Source organism: Acetobacter sp. DsW_059, assembly GCF_002153695.1.
Taxonomy (GTDB): Bacteria; Pseudomonadota; Alphaproteobacteria; order Acetobacterales; family Acetobacteraceae; genus Acetobacter; species Acetobacter thailandicus.
The window spans coordinates 162511-182682 of record NZ_JOPI01000023.1; the positions used below are offsets into that span (position 1 = coordinate 162511).

Genomic DNA, 20172 nt, shown 5'->3' on the forward strand with positions numbered 1-20172 from the left:
AGCCTGTCATGTTCACAAAGGTATTGATTGCTAATCGCGGAGAGATCGTGCGTCGTGTTGGTCGTACGTTAAAGCGGATGGACATAGCATCCGTCGCTGTCTGCTCTGAAGCTGACCGTTTCACGCCGCCTGTTCTTGAGGCAGATGAATCTGTTCTCATTGGCCCTGCTGCGGTTAGTGAAAGCTACCTGAACATGGACGCAATTTTGCAGGCCTGTATCAGTACAGGAGCGCAGGCTGTTCATCCTGGTTATGGTTTTTTAAGTGAACGTGCAGAGTTTGCTGAAAGGCTTGCTCAGCATGGTATTAAATTTATGGGTCCTCGCCCTGAGCATATGCGTGCTTTCGGCCTTAAGCATACAGCCCGTGACCTGGCACGACAGAATAACGTCCCACTTTTGCCAGGCACTGATATTCTTGAGAGTGCTGACGCAGCCTTAAAAGCTGCTGCTGAAATTGGCTATCCGGTCATGCTGAAAAGCACAGCCGGTGGCGGTGGCATTGGTATGCAGATCTGTCATAACGAGGCTGAACTGCAGGAATGTTTTGCCGCTGTTTCACGTATGGGGGGTAATAATTTTGGTGATGCCCGCGTCTTTTTAGAAAAATTCATTGCCTGTGCACGTCATGTTGAAATTCAGATTTTTGGTGATGGACGCGGGAATATTCTTACACTGGGTGAGCGTGACTGCTCCCTTCAGCGTCGTAATCAGAAGGTTATTGAAGAGACACCAGCTCCAGGTCTTTCTGATGAAACGCGCGCTGGTTTGCGCGAAGCCGCACGTGCTCTCTGTGCTGCTGTGGCATATGAATCAGCAGGTACAGTTGAGTTTATTTATGACACAGAAAGCGGAGATTTCTACTTCCTTGAAGTGAATACGCGCCTTCAGGTTGAGCACTGTGTGACTGAAGAAGTGTTCGGGATTGATCTGGTTGAATGGATGGTACGCCAGGCTGATGGCAGTCTGGTTCTTCCTGCGCAGGAAAGTCTCATACCAGAAGGTGCTGCCGTCGAAGCTCGTATTTATGCCGAGAACGCGGCAGAAAATTTCCGTCCTTCTACAGGGCGTCTTACTGAAGTCAGTTTTGCTCCTGGCGTGCGTGTTGATGGCTGGGTTGAAACCGGCACTGAAGTCACCCCCTATTATGACCCCATGCTGGCAAAAGTGATTGCCCGAGGTGCCTCGCGTGAGGAGGCATTTGCGAACCTTAATGCAGCACTGACTGAAACACGCCTTAGCGGCCTTGAAAGCAATCTTGATTATCTGCGCGCTATTACTGCCGATGAGGCGGTAAAAGAAGGTAAAGTTTTTACAGGTCTGCTCAATAGTTTTGCATATATGCCTGCAACAATCGAGGTTGTTGCTCCAGGCCTGCAGTCTACAGTGCAGGACTGGCCAGGTCGTGTTGGTTACTGGGATGTCGGCGTGCCGCCAAGCGGCCCGATGGATGACCATAGCTTTCGTCTGGCAAACCGTATTGTTGGTAATGCAGAAGGTAAACCTGCGCTTGAGTTTACCGCTACCGGGCCGGTATTACGTTTTAATGCACCGGCTCTTATCGGTCTTTCAGGGGCGTGGATGCCCGCCACGCTGGACGGGGAGGAGGTGCCTTACTGGCAGCCGGTAGAAGTTAAAGCTGGTCAGGTTCTGGCTCTGGGGCAGATCAAGGGAGCGGGGCATCGCACTTATCTGGCCGTGCGGGGTGGTATTGATGCACCGCTATATCTGGGGTCAAGTGCGACCTTTATGCTGGGGCAGTTTGGTGGTCATGCCACGGGTCAGCTGCGCACGGGTGATGTGCTTCGTCTTGCAAAAGCTGAGGGTGCTATTTCTGCCCCGGTTACAATTGCAGCAGAAGACCGTCCTGCCCTTACCCGCACCTGGGAGCTTGGCGTGTTGTATGGCCCGCACGGCGCACCAGACTTCTTCCTTGAGGAGGATATAGCAACTCTGTTTTCCAGTGAATATGAGGTGCATTTTAACAGCGCCCGTACAGGTGTGCGTCTGATCGGTCCTAAGCCGCGCTGGGCCAGAACTGATGGCGGAGAGGCGGGGCTGCATCCTTCTAATATTCACGATAATGCTTATGCGATTGGTGCTATCGATTTTACAGGTGATATGCCCATCCTCCTGGGGCCAGACGGACCAAGCCTTGGTGGTTTTGTTTGCCCTGCCGTGTTGACGCGTGATGAATTGTGGAAAATGGGACAGCTGCACCCGGGTGATAAGGTGCGTTTCCGGCGGGTAAAGCCTGAGCCCGTCAGTGTTGCCTTTTTGCCTGAGCCGATTGTCGCTGATACTCCGGTTCTGTTCCGCTCAGAGGGTGAAATTCCGGTTGTTTATCGTCGTGCCGGTGACTGTTATCTGCTGCTTGAGTTTGGGCCGCCAGAGCTTGATATCGCGTTGCGCCTGCGTGTGCAGCTGATGCTCGAACGCCTTAAAGAAGCGGCTATAGACGGTATTATTGATATGACACCGGGCATCAGGTCGCTACAGGTGCATTATAATCCTGATGTTCTTATGTTATCTTCATTGCTTGAGAGACTGCATACGACAGAGCAGGCTTTGCCTTCGGGTGATGATGATATTGTGGTGCCAAGTCGTATAGTTTACCTGCCTGTTTCGTGGGATGATGAGCAGGCTCGTCTTGCGATGCAGCGTTATCAGGAGCTCGTGCGCCCTAATGCACCATGGTGTCCGTCAAATATAGAATTTATTCGTCGTATTAATGGTCTTTCATCAGTTGAGGCTGTGAAAGATATTATTTTCAGCGCTTCATATCTTGTTATGGGGCTGGGCGATGTTTATCTTGGTGCTCCTGTTGCAACGCCTGTAGACCCTCGTCACCGTCTGGTGACAACAAAATATAACCCTGCCCGTACCTGGACACCTGATAACGTTGTGGGTATTGGCGGCAGCTACATGTGTATTTATGGCATGGAAGGCCCTGGCGGTTATCAGCTTTTCGGGCGTACAACACAGGTCTGGAATACATGGAGAACAACAGATGTTTTTCATGAAAACACCCCATGGCTATTACGGTTTTTTGATCAGATTCGTTTTTATCCGGTCTCGCATGATGAGCTGATGGAAGCACGTGCAGCCTTCCCGCACGGACGTTTCTCTGTCAGAATTGAAGAGACAAAATTTAGCCTTTCAGAATACAGAAACTTCCTTGAAGCTAATAAAGTTGAAATTGGTGAAGCCTGTGCGCGTCAGCAGGCTGCTTTTGAGGCAGAGCGCCAGGAGTGGATTGCAAAAGGTCTTGATACTTTCGAGGCTGAAGATAACAGCAGTCTGGCAGATGAGTCGGTTTTGCCTGAAGGGCAGATGAGTGTTGACAGCCCCGTTCCCGGGAGTGTTTGGCAGATACAGGTGGCAGTAGGTGACCGGGTTAAAGTGGGTGACACCGTTGCGATTATTGAATCAATGAAAACTGAAATGAAAATCAGCTCACCTGCAAGTGGCGAAGTGAAAGAAATTCTTTGTCGTAAAGGCCGCGAAGTGCGAGGAGGTGAACGCATTATGGTGGTGTGCACCGATTAAAGCCGCAGAATAATTTCTTTCTTTTGCAGCAGTAATAAGGATATAAAAATCATGTCATTTCCTGCAATGTTACAGATTACGCCCCTTCTTACTGCCTGTCGCAATGGTGCGCTCACCCCGACAGATATTGTGCGTGAGGTGCTGGCGCGTATCGACGCTTATCATGCAGTTGATCCTGCAGTGTGGATTACGCGTGTCTCACCTGAACGTCTTCTTGCAAGAGCCGCTGAGCTTGAGAGTTTATCAGCTGATGATCTGCCGCTTTATGGGGTTCCTTTTGCGGTAAAAGATAATATTGACGTAGCTGGTTTGCCCACGACTGCGGCCTGTCCGGCTTTTGCTTATGAAGCGAAAGAAAGTGCAGAGGTGGTTAGCCGCCTTGAGGCTGCCGGTGCTATAGTGGTAGGCAAAACCAACCTTGATCAGTTTGCGACTGGTCTTGTCGGGATGCGCTCGCCTTACGGGCAGCCTCATAGTGTCTTTAGTGCAGAGCATGTGTCAGGAGGCTCAAGCTCAGGCTCAGCCGTTGCTGTTGCAGCCGGTCTGGTATCTTTCGCTCTGGGCACTGATACGGCAGGTTCAGGACGAGTACCTGCTGCTTTTAACAACATTGTCGGGCTTAAGCCGTCACGCGGCGCACTGAGCAATTATGGTCTTGTGCCTGCCTGCGCTTCAATCGATTGCATTTCTGTTTTTGCAGCATCGACTGCTGATGCCTGGTGTGTTGAACAGTGTGCCGCTGCTCCTGATGCTCGCTCGCCTTACTCACGCGCTCTGACTCCGCGTGCTTTGCCAGCAGGGCCCTTTCGTTTTGGTGTGCTGCGTAAGCAGGATCGTTTTTTTGACGGTAATACACATAATGCTGCTTTGTATGAGCAGGCGATTTCTCAGCTTAAAAAAATGGGTGGCATTGAAGTTGAGATTGATTTCACACCGCTTAAAGAAACAGCAGAGCTTCTTTATAGTGGCCCGTTTGTCGTCGAGCGTTTAGCTGCGGTTAAAGAATTTTATAAAAATAATCGACAGGATATGGACCCTGTCGTTGGTAAAATTATTGACTGTGCCGCTCATTATTCAGCTACTGATGTGTTTGATGGTATTTATCGCCAGCACCAGCTTAAACAAATTGCAGACCGGATGTGGAAGCAGTTTGATGTAATGGTCGTGCCAACAGCGCCACGCATTGTAACAAAAAAGGAAGTGATTGATCAGCCTGTTGTAGCGAACAGTATGCTTGGCACCTACACTAATTTTGTAAATCTGCTTGATATGGCAGCCTGTGCGGTGCCGGCAGGTTTTGCACCTGATGGTATGCCTTTTGGTGTAACATTTATTGCACCTGCTCTGACGGATTGTGATCTGGCATCTCTTGCCGGGCGTTTTCATAAAGAGGCTCAGCATACAACGGGTTTGTCCGGCACACATTTAATGACAGCTGACGACAATGCCGCACAGCCTGCACCTGGTAATATTCTGGTTGCTGTTGTTGGTGCGCATCTGAAGGGCTTTCCCTTGCACTGGCAGCTTGAGCAGGAGCAGGCTGTGCTGAAAGCGACGACACGCACTGCGGCAGATTATCGTTTATTTGCCTTGCCCAATGCGACGCCTCCTAAACCGGGTCTGGTGCGTGAGAGGGGCTTTTCAGGGCCTGGTCTTGAAGTCGAGGTTTACGAGCTTTCAGCCGGAGGTTTTGGTCGTTTTGTTGCTGGTCTGCCTCAGCCAATGGCGATTGGTAAAATTTTACTGGCTGATGGCAGTGAGGTTTGCGGCTTTTTGTGTAGTGAGGCGATTGCACGTAGTGGAAAAGAAATTACTGCGAGTGGTGGCTGGCGTTACGCTAAAATTTAATATGTTTTTGCGTTGCTTCAGAACTTGCTTCGAGAAGTTCTGAGGCAACATAATTTTTATATTTTATATTTTGTTTTTTTATATTATTTTTATGATTATCTTTTTGAATTTTTCATGATACAGAAAGTAAAAATAAATTTTTTCACTTTTAAATTCTTTCTTATATATTTCTCATATGCAGAATCGTTTAGTGTAATCTTTTAACGTCTTTCTCCTTATTCTATATTACAAAATCATCAAAAAAACGTAATATATTTGTCAGTAAGAGTTTGTAACTTAATGATATTATTGAGATAAATAAAAATATTTCCTGAAAGTTATTTTATCACAAGCGATTGATATAAGAGCAAAATGATTGACATGAAATCACTTTGCAATTCAGCTATTCCAGAAATGCAACAACTTTTCAGAGGAACATTCTGCTTTGTCTATCAATAAACTGACTCTATCAAAAAATAAATAATATAGTTATGATCAAAAATAATAATAAAAAAGTAGTGTCGCTAATTGTATTTTCATTTTTTATGGCTGCGCCAGCTTATGCGGGTCAAAGTAAGTATGATGACAAAATATCTCAGTTAATTGCTATTATAAATAAACAGTCACAACAGATTCAGTCTCTTGAAAAGCGCATGGGGCAAATAGAGTCCCGTAAAGTTTATGTTAAAAAAGTAACCTACAATAAAAAGCAGAATGAAGATGCGAGTGTTGTAAGGCGAATAAATTATTCCGGAACACCTGAGGAAAGTATCAGGTTTCATGATCCTTATGCAGAAAGAGTCGAGAGTAATAATTATTTTGAAAAATTATTTGGTTATTCAGCAAGAGATAATAAAAGCACTACACAGGTCAATGGTCTGATCCTGAAGTGGGGAAATGGAATTCCCGCCATTACGACAGAGAATGGTGATTATTCATTCCGTCTGAGAGGCAGGATCCTGGCTGATTATGGGTCTTCTTTTGGTAGTCGTTTTCATAATCTGAATGTTTCCAGAACGATGATGCGTGCTGCGCGTATCGGTGCTGAAGGTCGAATTAAACAACTGTCATGGGTTATCGAGAGTGATTTCTCAAGCAACTCACTTGTTCTGATGAGTGCTTATGCGACATGGACAACCAAAACATTCGGTCACGTTGCTGAATATACGCTTGGGCATAAATTTTCAGAACGTGGCTTTGATGGTTCGACAGGTTCATATAATACCGTCTTTCTGGACCGCGATTTAGTTGCTACGACACTGGTGCCGGTTATGGGGTGGTATGGTCTTGGCGGGGCTTATAAAATATATGGTAATAACTGGCATGTGGCGACACAGATAGCTGGTGATCAGGTTAACAACGTTAACATGAAAAATAATATACGTGACGATATTACTTATTTAGCAAGAGCACATTATATTCCATTCAGAAACAACACATATCTTTTGCACCTGGGGATATGGGGTTACTATGAAGATGTTAAACCGGCACAAAATTTTACGCAGGATATAGAGGCACTTAGTCGTACAAATAATAACTTTAATTTGCAGTTTGGCCCAACAGCTCCTCTTGCACATTCATTTGCCGGGGGGCTGGAACTTTTCGGTATGAGGAAGAGTATGTGGGCTCTTGTTGAGTTCGGTGCACGTCGTATGACATTGCGGCGTACTTCAGGGATAGCTTCGAGTTCGACTGATTTTGCCGGTATGACAGGCACAGTCAGGGCATTTAGTGCTCAGTATGGTGTTTTTCTGACAGGTGAGAAGCCGAACTATATGCCACGTAATGGCGTGTGGGGTCTGCCACATGTCCTGCATCCGGTGATTGATGGTGGTATGGGTGCGTGGGAGCTGGCTTTCCGCTGGGACTGGGCAAATTCGTCTCATGTTTTCTCAGGAGCAGATGCATGGACGTTAACCGCTGGTCTTAACTGGTATCTTATGAGCACAGCGCATCTGATGTTTAACTATACGCACGCTCATGTTTATAATGCGACGGGAGATTACATCGGTAGTAATAGTGGTGATACATTTGGTGCCAGGGTTGCTGTTATATTTTAATCTAATTTTTTTTAATAGTTCATAATTATAATATATAAAAATTATATATTATATACCCCTCTTGGGTAAAAAATAAATCTGTCAGAGAGAACTTTCTGACAGATTTTTTATTAAGTTATTTCTGGAGACTATTTTCAATAAATGCTGGAACCAGAGGGTTATGACGTTGCAGATAGTTTTTTGACGGAAGTTCGTCGATATTCCAGCCACCCCCCATATCAGCAATCAGCTTAACACTGGCAAGTAAACGATTTTGCTGAATTTGTAAGGCTGTTTGCTGACTACTGAGCGCACTACGCTGGCTTGTAAGTACGGTTGTATAAATAGCAGTACCATATTTATACTGACTGACAGAGACATCAGCAGCGTGAATAGCTGACTGCACAGCACGTTTCTGCTCTTCAGCCTGTTGTTTTAATATCCTCAGACTGGATAACTGATCTTCCGTATCCTGAAGGGCCGTAAGAACAGTTTGTCTGTAAGTTGCGACAGCACTGTCATAATCTGCATTGGCTTCTTCAACAGCTGCTGTGCGTGCACCACCGGCAAAAATAGTTTGTGAAGCCGATGCACCAAGAGACCATATGCGGTTGCTAACCTGAATGAGTGACTGAACAGGATTGCCGCTGTATCCATAAGCGGCGGACAAGGAAAGCTGAGGATAGAAGGCGCCAATTGCAACACCAATCTCAGCATTATACTGTTCCATGGCTCTTTCAGCCGATGCAATATCAGGACGACGTTGCAGTAAAGATGCTGGTATAGAAACAGGAATTTCAGGAATGAAAGCAGGAAGAGTGTTTCGTGACAGCGAAAGTTCGGCTGGAGGTCTGCCTATAAGCACAGCAATGGCATGTTCATATTCTGAACGTGTAACGTCTGTTGCTGTTGCATTGGCGCGCGCAGCATCCAGCTGGTTCTGAGCCTGCCATACATCATTACCGTTCATTGTGCCGCCCTGGTGCTGAGCCTGTACAATAGCAAGTGTGTGCTCGTATAACGTGATATTACGTTCAAGTAGTGCTTTGAGTGAGTCCTGGTAGCGCAGCTCAAAATAATCCTGAGCCAGCTGTGACTGGTAAGAGAGGCGTGCATTAGCCAGATCAGCAGCACTTGCCTGTGCGGCTGTAACCTGTTCCTGGATCTGACGGCGGATTTTACCCCAGATATCAACGGTCCAGTCTGCTGACAACTGTGCGGCGTAGGTATTGCGTGTTCTGCCTGTGCTGTATTGTGTTCCGCTTGTTGATGTTGCTGTGCCACCCTGACTGTTTCGTGAAAAATTAAGCCCACCAGTAAGGGTTGGGTAAAGGTTGGCCTGTGCAGCCATGACAAGAGCCTGAGCATTGCGATACTGGGCTTCGTATTTTTTAAGATTCTGGTTGGAGATTGAAACCTGTGATTCCAGTTCATTCAGAACCGGATCGTTATAAATTGTCCACCAGGTACCCTTGGGAATAGCAGCCATATCCGGCTGTGCTTTTGACCATCCAGGTGCCGGCTGTGTTTCTTTGAATTTTGCAGAAAGCACAGCTTTGGGGCGTTTATAATCCGGCCCGACCAGAATACAGCCTGATAAAATTGTGGGGGTAATCAGCGCAGCCATTGCCTTGAGCAGAGACCGACCGGAAAGTGAAGAGCGTGAGAGTGTCATGGCAACAATATTCCGAAAGAGGTCAGGAGCGACGGATACGTATGGAACGAAGGGGTTTCAGGATAGCATGTACAACAGCGGGAATAGCTTTGCGTCCCCACATGCCAAGTCTGTCCAGGTAAATATACACAACCGGAGTGGTGAAAAGTGTTAGTACCTGACTAAGTGCAAGGCCGCCAATGATAGCAATGCCAAGAGGTCGGCGTAGTTCTATGCCATAACCATTCCCCAGTACGAGCGGTACTGCACCAAGAGCTGCGGCTAGTGTTGTCATGAGGATAGGGCGAAAGCGCAGCATGCAGGCCTGATAAATAGCATCGTGAGCCGAGAGGCCATGTTCACGCTCTTCAGTGATTGCAAAATCTACGAGCATAATAGCATTTTTCTTAACTATACCTATCAGAAGAATAACGCCGATAAGTCCGATAAGATCAAATTCCTGTCCGCTCAGATAAAGTGCAAGCAGGGCTCCTGCGCCGGCAGAGGGCAGGGTGGATAGAATGGTAATCGGGTGGACATAACTTTCATATAAAATGCCCAGAACAACATAAACAGCGAGCAGCGCTACGAGAATAATTAAAGGCTCGTTACTGCTTTCCTGCTGCAGGCGCGCAGTTGTTCCTGCAAATCCACCATGGACAGAGGATGGTATCTTCAGATTTGCCATATCATCTGCAATAATACGTGCCGCATCATTTATAGATGCTCCTGCAGTCAGGTTGAAAGATAACGTTGCAGCAATGGCCTGTCCCTGATGATTAATGTTCACTGGTGTGGTGCCGCGTGACATATGAGCAATAGCGGATAGTGGTACCATAGTTTCAGCATTAGAAGAGACAGCTGAGCCATTTGATGCACCACTTCCTCCAGCCAGGCTGTTAGCAATCTGGTTTTTAAAAGACTGGCTGTTTTGTGCAGATGTTGCATCATCGACATCAGATGATGATGAAGATGTCGTTGTTGTACCAGATGAGCGGATTGTATTACTTTGCGTGCTGCCGCTTGCGGTGCCACCTGCTGTGCTAACCCATGTCATTTGCAGCATATCTGCATTTTTCCAGAACTCTGGCTTAACATTCATAACAACACGATACTGGTTAAGCGCATTATAAATAACTGATGCAGCCCGCTGACCATAGGCATCATAAAGTGTGTTAGCTACAAGCTGTGCTGTCAGACTGGTTCTGGCTGTACTGTCACGGTTAATATTAACATTTTCAGCCAGACCTTTTTGCTGAATATCTGTCGAAATATCAGCTAATTCAGAATGCTTTTGTAAAGCCTGCTGAAGCAGGGGCATCCAGTGATAGAGAGTGGCGGCATCATCGCTCTCAAGTGTGTACTGATAGGCCGCATTGCCTGAGCGTGGGCCACCAGGCAGCAAACTTGGTACACTGGAAAGAAATTTTGCTCCTGCAATATTATCTGTACGTTGCCTGAGGTCAGCAACCGTTTTATCAACTGATACTTTGCGTTGATCTTTCTCTTTCAGTTCAATAAAAATCATAGCCTGGTTAGCTGAGTCACGACCGCCCAGGAAGCCGACAACACTATTAACTTCTTTGTTGCCTAGTATACGATTTTCAACGTCCTTAACTTTACCTATCATGCTTTTAAAAGAAATAGACTGATCGGCGACCAGATGAGCCATCAGTGATCCTGTATCACTTTCAGGAAAAAGACCTTTGGGCATAATAATAAAAAGTATACCCATAATAACAATAGTTGCCGGAAGTGAGAGAAGTACGAGAACAGGATGTTTAAGAGAGCGGTCAAGCATGTGACCATAACTGTCATGAAGAAGGTTAAAACCATTTTCCAGAAAAGCAGAAATTTTGTTTAGCCAGTTTTTGTTTCTGACACTTTCTTCATGATCCATTTCCTCTTTTGATTTGAGCATAAAGGAACACATCATGGGGGTAAGGGTGAGTGACAGCACCATTGACACCATGACGGTAATTGAAATGGTCATAGCAAATTCATGGAGCAGGCCGCCAAGCATGCCCCCAAGCATCGTAATGGGAAAGAAAACGGCAACCAGTGAGAGTGAAACTGAAAAAACAGTAAAAGCGACCTCTTCTGCCCCTTTCAGAACAGCTTCTTTGTGTGGCATGCCATTTTCGATATGACGACTGATATTTTCAAGTACAACAATGGCATCATCCACAACAAATCCTGTCGCAATGGTCAGGGCCATCAGAGAGAGACTGTCGAGGGAGTATCCCATCAGTTTCATTACGCCAAAAGTCGTTATGAGAGATGAGGGAATAACAACAGCAGGGATCATAGTTGTACGTGGTGATCGCAGGAAAAGCAGAACAACAGCGATAACCAGAATAACAGAAAGAACAAGAGTGCGCTGTGTGTCTTCAAGTGCAGCACGAATGGTGACGGAACGATCGCTGCAGACATGTAGCTCTACATCAGCAGACAAAGCTGAGTGTAATAGTGGAAATTTTGCACGGATCTCATTAATTGTTTTGACAACATTTGTACCGGATCGTGGAAAAACGATGGCCAGAACAGCAGGTGTCTGATTATAAAATCCACCTGTTTCGACATTTTCTACACTGTCTGTTACATCTGCAACATCAATAAGGTGAACCGGGCGGTTGCTACGGTAGGCAACGATCAGACCTTTCAGGTCTTTTGCTCCATGTACCTGGTCGTTTGTCTGCAGAATAAGGCGCTGTTTACCACGAGTGATAAATCCCTTGGGAGTATTCGCGTTAGCTGATGCCAGGGCTGCACGGATATCTTCAAACCCGATTCCATATTTGTAGAGTTTGAGAGGGTTCATCTCAACGCGAACGGCAGGCAGAGCACTGCCACCAAGCTGAATGTCACCAACACCGCTTACTGAGTCAAGATGCTGAGCCAGCACATTTGTGGCTTCATCATAAAGTTGTGCTGGTGTACGGGTTTTTGATGTCAGTGCCATAACGAGGATAGGCATGCCTGATGTATTGGCAATGCGGTATGATGGATCCTGTCGCAGGGTTGTTGGCAGGTCTGTACGGGCTGCACGAATGGCGGCCTGCACATCTCTGGCGGCACTGTTTACATTACGTGATGAAACAAACTGGAGTGATATACTGACCTGCCCTGTGACGGAGCGTGAAGTCATCGCATTCAGCCCTGAAATTGTCCCAAGATGCCGTTCCAGAGGTTCCGCAATAGTGCTCGCCAGCTCCTCAGGTGTCCCGCCTGATTGCTGAGCGGAGACCTGAATCATGGGCATATCAATGGCTGGCAGGCTTGCAACAGGCAGCATTGTATACCCAATGATACCGGCCAGTATCATACCAATAACGATAAGTGTTGTGCCTACCGGGCGTTTAACACACAAAGCAACAGGAGACATTTATAATTCTCCTGAAGAGCTGGATGCAGATTTTTTGTGCCTTTGCTGCCATGAAACGACACGCTGGCGCATATATTCCATTTTCAGGTAAATAACCGGGGTGGTGAATAGTGTCAGAAGCTGACTGACCAGCAGTCCACCGACAATAGCATAACCCAGCGGGCGGCGTAGTTCAGAGCCAACTCCGGTGCCAAGGGCCAGTGGCACAGCGCCGAGCATAGCTGCCAGAGTTGTCATCAGAATAGGACGAAAGCGTAGCATAGCTGCCTGAATAATTGATGCTTCAGGTGATTGTTTTTCAATACGCTCGGCTTCAAGAGCAAAGTCGATCATCATGATCGCGTTTTTCTTGACGATACCAATCAGCAGAACAATGCCGATAACCCCCATAATATCCAGTCCTGCTCCTGTGATCCATAGCATCAGAAGAGCACCGACAGCAGCTGAGGGTAGTGTTGACAGAATTGTCAGTGGATGAATGAAGCTTTCATATAAAACACCCAGAACAATATATACAGCGGCGAGGGCAGCAAGAATTAACCACATTTCGCTCGACATGCTGCTTTCAAAAACCTGTGCAGTTCCCTGAAAGGATGTCCGCATGGTATCAGGAAGGTGTAAGGCAGAACGTGTTTTGTCGATAGCTGTTACGGCATCTCCCAGTGAGTATCCCGGCGTGACATTAAACGAAATTGTTGCTGCAGGAAATTGCGCTACATGGGTAATGAGCAGAGGTGCTGTTGATGACGTGATTTTTGCAACTGAGCCTAATGGTACGAGCCCCGATGTCGGGTCACGTTCAGGGCCGGTTGTGTCGCTCCCGCGTGATGCGCTTCCTGCCATATAAAGCTGGTCAAGTGCTGAAGGATTTTTTTGTAACTCAGGTAGTGCTTCAAGAATAACACGGTACTGATTTGCCTGCGTGTAAATAGTTGTAATCTGACGCTGCCCGAATGAGTCATATAACAGGTTGTCAACCGTCTGCGGTGTAATTGAAAAGCGTGCACCGGTAGAGCGGTTAAGTGTGACGTCAGCGGCCAGTCCTTTTGCCTGAAGGTCAGATGTTACATCAGAAAGAGAGGGAGCTTTTTGCAGCGCACTGATCAGCTGAGGTACCCATGATGTCAGACGGTCTACGCTGGTGTCTTCAATCAGAAACTGATAGCGCGTCGCTGATACGGTTGTGTTCAGTGTAAGATCCTGCACAGGCTGCACATATAGTCGTGTGCCTGGTATCTGCAGGGCTTCTTCCTGCAGGCGCAAGGCAATTTCACTGGCTGTCAGCGTTCTCTTATTATGTGCTTTGAGATTAATTTCAAAACGTCCGCGGCTCAGTGTCGTGTTGTCACCATCTACTCCGATATAGGAAGAAAGACTTACTACATCGGGGTCTTTAAGCAATGTGGCTCCAAGTTTGCTTTGCAGCACTTTCATTTCATCGAAAGAGATAGAGCCATCCATTACTGAAATACCCTGTAAAACACCGGTATCCTGTTCAGGAAAGAGTCCTTTAGGGATGGTTATAACAAGAGCTGCAGTTGCAATCAGCGTTATACCGAAACAGAGCATTGTAAGTGTCTGATGGCGTAACACCAGGTGAAGACCCTTGCCGTAAGCTTCTATGACGCGAGTAATAAAGTGGTCAGTGGCTGTTGCCCATTTGGGTTTTTCTCCACTGTGATCATGATCTTTTAACAGGCGTGCGCAAAGCATAGGTACCAGTGTCAGTGATACAGCTGCCGAAATAATAATTGTCACAGCCAGAGTTACTGAAAACTCGTAAAAAAGCCGGCCAATGACATCGCTCATGAACAGCAGAGGAATGAGCACGGCGATCAGTGAGACCGTCAGAGAGATAATGGTAAAACCAATTTCACCAGAACCTTCAACAGCCGCTTTATAGCGGCTTTCTCCTTTTTCAACATAGCGTGCGATGTTTTCAATCATAACAATCGCATCGTCAACGACAAAGCCTGTTGCGATAGTGAGAGACATGAGGGAAAGGTTGTCGAGAGAGAACCCGGCCAGATGCATTACGGCAAGTGTGCCGATAATTGACAGTGGTACAGAAAGGGCCGGAATAACAGTAGCTGACGGGTCGTGTAAAAAAACAAAAATAACGGCAACTACCAGAATCAGAGAGAGGATAAGTTCAAACTCAACGTCAGCAACTGAAGCCTGAATAGTGGTTGTACGGTCTGTCAGTATCTTGATTTTTACACCCGCGGGGAGTTCGGTTTCAAGTTGTGGCAGTCTTTGTTTAATGGCATTGACTGTACTCAGGATATTGGCTGAAGGCTGACGCCTGATGTTGAGAATAATTGCAGGGTCTGTGTCAGACCAGCCTGCCAGTTCATCATCTTCCGCCCCTTCTGATACCGTAGCAATATCACGTATCCGTACAGGGCCCTTGCTGGTAGCGGACCAGCCTATAACCTGGTTGAGCAGCTGCTCAGTGTCTGATATCTGCCCCTGGAAATTTATGGTTCGGTTCTGATATTCACCGTTAAAACTGCCTGTGGGCGTATTTACATTAATATTATTAATGGTTGTACGCAGCGTATCGATATCAATACCGTATGATGTCATTTTAGGAATATTGACGCTCACGCGGTAAGCTTTTTTATTCCCACCGGAGAGAGAGACTTCTCCGACGCCTGATATCTGGCTGATTTTTTGTTCAAGACGCGTGGCAACGTAATCCTGCACTTCAGGGAGAGGAAGGGTCGCTGAAGTCACACCAAGAATAAGAATGGGCGTATCAGCCGGGTTAACTTTTGAATAAATTGGTGGTGCAGGCAGGGCAGATGGTAACAGGGAGTTCGCTGAATTGATTGCAGCCTGAACTTCCTGTTCAGCGACGTCGAGTGATGTTGAAAGTGAAAAACGCAGTGTCACTACGGATGCCCCGGCAGATGATTGTGAGGTCATCTGGTCAAGGCCGGGCATTTGCCCCATTTCACCTTCGAGAGGTGCTGTTACTGATGTCATCATGACATCAGCACTTGCCCCCGGGTAGAAAGTGCGTACCACGATTGTCGGGTAGTCTACCTCAGGTAACGCTGAGACAGGCAGAAAGCGGTAACTGATAAAACCGGCCAGAAGAATAGCTATAGAAAGCAGGGTGGTCGCAACTGGCCGGTCGATGAAAACCCGTGAGAAATTCATTGTCCGTTTCCGCTGGCTTTTGCTGGTGAGTTAGCCGGAATACTGATCCGTGAGCCGTTTCTCAGATGGTCGACACCTGAGATAACAACTTTGTCCCCTTCTTTGAGGCCATCTGTTATGACAACGGTGGTATCCTGACTGGTGCCAAGCTTTACATTTTGTACATGCACGGTGTTGTTTGCATCCGTGAGGTATACGTAAGAACCATCTGGCCCGGTTTGTACGGCAGTCTCTGGCATAAGCAGAACATTATGCTCTGTTCTGATAATCAGGTGTGCATTGACAAACTGGTTGGGGAAAAGGTTTTCATCAGCGTTGGGCAACAGGGCGCGTAATTTGACGGTACCTGTTGAAGTGTCGAGTTCACTGTCGAGACTACTGACTGTGCCATCAGCCAGCTTTTCGGCATTCTCGCTATCCCATATTTGTACAGGTAAAGTTTTCTCTTTGCGCAGGGTTTTCCATACCGTGCTGAGCTTATCCTGTGGTACGGTAAAAATAACAGAGATAGGCGACATCTGTGCCAGCGTTGCCAGCCCGTTAGTTTGTCCGGCGGCGACATAATTGCCCCGGTCAACAGCACGGATACCAATGCGACCTGAAACAGGAGCGTAGATATGGCAATATTCAATATCGAGTTTATAGGTTTGAATTAGTCCTTCATCAGCCTGTACAGTACCTTCCAGCTGTTCAACTTTGTACTTCTGGTCCTGGGCTGTCTGTGTATCAATAGCATCATGTTTTTGCAGTTTCAGGTACCGTGTATAATCCATACGGGCCTGTGCCAGCTGTGCCTGATCAGCAATGAGCTGACCCTGATATTGTTTTAGCTGTGCTTCATAAGGGCGAGGGTCAATTAATTCCAGCAAATCGCCTTCTTTGACTTCCTGTCCTTCTGTATAAAGAACTTTCATAAGGTAGCCCGAAACGCGGGTCTGTACTGTGACATTTGTAATGGGGATAACCGTGCCTAGTTCTGTAAAGATAACAGGCATATCTCCGCGTGTGACAGCGGCAACAGCAACGGGTGTAGTCTGATCTGCAGTAAGATGCGTTGTGGTGTGACGGGTTGAGAAACGCCACAACCCTGCACCTGCAATGATAATAACAGCACCTATCAGCAGCGTTTTTTTAGATGATGAGCGTTTTGTCTGTGTTTCAGACGTTTTGGGGTGAATCGGATCTGACATGATACTATCCTAAAATCGTCTGTTTAGTGGTGTGGAAGAGAAGTTAACTGTGGTCGATGGGAAGAGATACTGTGTCCGCTGACAGGAAGGGTGATTTGCACAAGAAGCCCTTCTGGTAAATTATCAAGCAGCGCCATAGTGCCTTTGTGCCGGTCAATAATCTGCCTGACGATTGAAAGGCCCAAACCAAGCCCGGCAGGAGATGAACGAGCCTGGTCCATACGTGTAAATGGCAGTTGCATGGCCTCTTTACTTTCTGCGGGAATTCCCGGGCCATTATCGCTGATGCTGATAATGGCTTTTTGTTCTGACGCCTGCAAAGTCACAGTGACATCACCACCATATCTCAGGCCATTTTCGATCAGGTTGTTCAGAGCGCGTGAGAGGGCAACGGGTTGGCAGCAGCATACCACCTGGTCGCCCGGAGTGTAGAAGACAGGCTTTCCCGTATCTGAAAAAGCGGTGCACAGACTTTCGATAAGAGAGTCAAGATCGGTAGTTTCTTCAGGTTCTTCGTCATTCTGGCCGCGCAGAAAAGACAAAGCGCCATTGAGCATATGGGTCATCAGACTGACATCACGGCGCAATGCATCGGCTTTAAGAGTGCTTTCTCCAAGCTCTACCCGCATTGCCATGCGGGTGAGGGGGGTTCGCAGGTCGTGTCCAATTGTCATGAGCATACGTGTGCGTTCTTCAACATGCTGCACAATACGTGTTTGCATACGGTTATAGGCCATTGCCAGGCTTTGAATTTCTGCCGGACCATTTTCGTCAAGCGGTGTCGGGCTGATGTCATAACCAAAGGTATCGACGCGTTCAGCTAGGTCGCTCAGAGGTCGGTTAATGCGCCGGACCGACCAGAAAGACAAAGTGATGACCATCAGGGTAAGAGATGAGAAAGCAACGATTAATGGCATTGCTACATGCAGAACATGAGGCCAGTAAGAGTTCATTCTGTTATTAATAAGTGCAATATACCGTCCACGGTCAAAGCTGACATAACTTACTGTTGTACCCGGGTCATCAGTGCTGCAGGTTTTGACGCTGACAAGTGTGTCAGCATGTCGGCTTTGTAGTATGCGGCGTAAGCCTTCAGTGGAGAAAGCACTGGCTTTTTCCTGACATGGAACATTTTCATTGACGAAAAAACTGAGGTCAGGATTGGAAATTTTTCTGGCAAAAACAGGTTGCTCAGCCTCAGGCAGACTTTCTATAGCAGTAAAGCCTGTTTCAAGGGCCATAGTGCTTGCCCATGGGCCATAGGGTACAGGAGGAACATAAGGCCTGAAAATAGTCAGAAGACAGGCGATGATGAACAATGTTGTCAGCATACAGATGATAAGAATAGCCGACATCTGAGTGGAAATACGGCGTGGCCAGAGTGTGTAACGGACTGTCATGAGAAGGCTAGCCTTCTGAGCGCTGTGTTTGAGGCTGAAAAATATAGCCTTCACCACGGACTGTACGAATAAGCTCGAGCTGACCACCTTCTTCTGAAAGTTTTCGTCTTAATCTGCTAATAATCAGATCAATGGCACGAGGTTCAAGTTCATCAGCATCTCCTTTCAGAGCTTCAACCAGCATGGCACGGCTCATAAGTATTTCAGGGTTGAGACAAAATTCCTGTAGTAATTTAGTTTCAGCACCCGTCAGAGTAATCCGCACACCTTTTTGACTATAAAGTATGCTTTTGCGTGGCAAAAAAAGCCATGTACCAAAACGATACTCCTGAGGCAGGCCGGTATTCTGATTGCGTCGAAAAACAGCCCGAATACGTGCCTCAAGCTCACTTGGGTCAAAAGGTTTGGCAATATAGTCGTCAGCACCAAGGTTAAGGCCGGTGATACGGTCGCTGACTTCTGAAAGAGCACTGATAATTAATAAGGGGAGATTAGTTTTTTCTTTAATGTAACGACACAATGTTCTGCCGTCTTCCTTAGGAAGCATGAGGTCAAGAAGAATGAGATCAACAGGATCTCTTGCAAAAATAAGCTCGATGCCTTCCATGTCGGTAGCTGCTGAGGTGACGTACCCTTTTTGCGACAGATATTGTTCGAGCAGTAATCTGATTTCGTCATCATCTTCAACGATCAGAATATGTGGCTGCCGCGTTGCATGGTGAACAATGTTTTCTTTAAGGTTATAAAGTGATTGCGGTTCAGGCACGCAGCAGACCCCTGCATATGAAAGTGGGATAGTGCTGAGGATATTGAACGCAAATAGAGCAGCAGGAAAGAGTGTTGTCTGATTTATGTCAGAATGAAAAAAAACAATTTTAAATATTTTGGTTTTTATGAGGTTATTATTTTTCTTTTGCTATACTCATGAGGGAGTGAGATTTGAAAATCATACCTTTTGTAATGTGATTTTTAAGTAATGTTGCGCCTGCTTTGATGTTTTTATTTAAAAGGGCATTTATAACGGCAATATGCTCCAGGCAGACACGTTGTATAAATTTATGGTCAGGAGGTAGTCCGTACTCCATAAGGCGTCGTAGCTGGTTAGCGCGTTTCAGAGCGCGTATAAAAAAACGGTTGCCAGTCATTGTGGCCAGAGTTTCATGAAACTCTGCATCAATCTGAAAAAATTCTATAGAACTGAGGAATTTGTAGCCTTCATTTTTAACAAATTCCTGTTTTTCTTTGAGGCGTAGCAGAATAAGATCATCGGGGTAAAAGTCTTCACTGCGCATAAAAGCGGGCTCTAACGTTGCCCTGAAAAGGTAATTTTCTTTATAGGCATCGACGTTATCTATCAGTGTCTGAAATGCCCACCCATTGCCTGACCTGCGCTCCGCCCAGCCTTCGGATGCTATTCTTGTGAGTACATGCAGCATCCTGGCGCGCGATATATTGTAACGGCGCACCAGTTCACTCATACTGACTGTATCAGGTAAGGTATGTTTCAGGCGATCAAGTGCTATTTTCTGGTATATATCATTTTCGTCTGCTGCAGATATATCATTTTTTTCTTCAAAAGGATTTATTTCCGGGTTTTTAACATAAAAACCCTTCTGTGGTCTTCGTTCCAGAAAATCTGCTTCTGCAAGATAAATAAGAGCGCCTCTGACAGGGGTCCGTGAGGTGACCAGAATATCGCTCAGGGCATCTTCAGTCAGATGATGGCCTGTTTGCCAGCTTTCCATACGAACAAGTGAGACAATTTTTTCAGCCAGTCGGATCTGAAGTGCTGAAGGAGTATTACCCATAAGTTAGAACCATCAGAAAGAAAATGAGATGATATTTATCTCTGCAAGAACCTTATTCGGTTGATATATCACATAAATTTTTTTTCTGCATCTAGGCTCAGGACCTGTTAATTTATTGAACTGAGCGAGAGATTGTGATTCACAGGCTTACCG

Annotated in this window: 10 protein-coding genes; 3 read left to right on the forward strand and 7 right to left on the reverse strand. The window is 46.5% G+C overall.

What is annotated here, in order from left to right:
• Positions 1-8 precede the first annotated feature (8 nt).
• The 3 genes from uca (at position 9) to HK25_RS06360 (ending at position 7435) form a co-directional block, all read left to right on the forward strand.
• The gene (gene uca / locus HK25_RS06345; RefSeq protein ID WP_086635659.1) at positions 9-3548 is read left to right on the forward strand and encodes an urea carboxylase; all 3540 of its coding nucleotides are present in this window, start codon (positions 9-11) and stop codon (positions 3546-3548) included.
• A gap of 51 nt (positions 3549-3599) precedes the next feature.
• Entirely contained in the window at positions 3600-5396 is a 1797-nt protein-coding gene (gene atzF / locus HK25_RS06350; protein ID WP_086635660.1) for an allophanate hydrolase, read from the forward strand.
• 632 nt (positions 5397-6028) lie between these two features.
• Positions 6029-7435, forward strand: a complete 1407-nt coding sequence (locus tag HK25_RS06360; RefSeq protein WP_158092923.1) for an OprO/OprP family phosphate-selective porin — start codon at positions 6029-6031, stop codon at positions 7433-7435.
• 115 nt (positions 7436-7550) lie between these two features.
• Here HK25_RS06360 and HK25_RS06365 read toward each other — a convergent pair whose 3' ends face one another.
• The 7 genes from HK25_RS06365 to HK25_RS06395 form a co-directional block, all read right to left on the reverse strand.
• Entirely contained in the window at positions 7551-9089 is a 1539-nt protein-coding gene (locus tag HK25_RS06365; protein WP_086635662.1) for an efflux transporter outer membrane subunit, read from the reverse strand.
• 22 nt (positions 9090-9111) lie between these two features.
• Positions 9112-12453 (reverse strand): efflux RND transporter permease subunit, encoded by a 3342-nt coding sequence (locus tag HK25_RS06370; RefSeq protein ID WP_086635663.1) that lies wholly within the window; start codon positions 12451-12453, stop codon positions 9112-9114.
• A complete protein-coding gene (locus tag HK25_RS06375) occupies positions 12454-15621 on the reverse strand; it encodes an efflux RND transporter permease subunit (RefSeq protein ID WP_086553777.1) in 3168 nt (1055 codons plus the stop codon).
• Complete coding sequence (locus tag HK25_RS06380) at positions 15618-16811, reverse strand: efflux RND transporter periplasmic adaptor subunit (RefSeq protein WP_086635664.1); 1194 nt, start codon at positions 16809-16811, stop codon at positions 15618-15620. The genes HK25_RS06375 and HK25_RS06380 overlap by 4 nt, the downstream gene beginning before the upstream one ends.
• Before the next feature lie 23 nt (positions 16812-16834).
• Positions 16835-18211, reverse strand: coding sequence for an ATP-binding protein (locus HK25_RS06385; RefSeq protein WP_086635665.1), 1377 nt, complete (start codon positions 18209-18211; stop codon positions 16835-16837).
• A gap of 7 nt (positions 18212-18218) precedes the next feature.
• Positions 18219-18977, reverse strand: coding sequence for a response regulator transcription factor (locus tag HK25_RS06390; RefSeq protein ID WP_086635666.1), 759 nt, complete (start codon positions 18975-18977; stop codon positions 18219-18221).
• A gap of 136 nt (positions 18978-19113) precedes the next feature.
• Positions 19114-20019, reverse strand: a complete 906-nt coding sequence (locus HK25_RS06395) for a GntR family transcriptional regulator (RefSeq protein WP_086635667.1) — start codon at positions 20017-20019, stop codon at positions 19114-19116.
• Between the last annotated feature and the right edge of the window lie 153 nt (positions 20020-20172).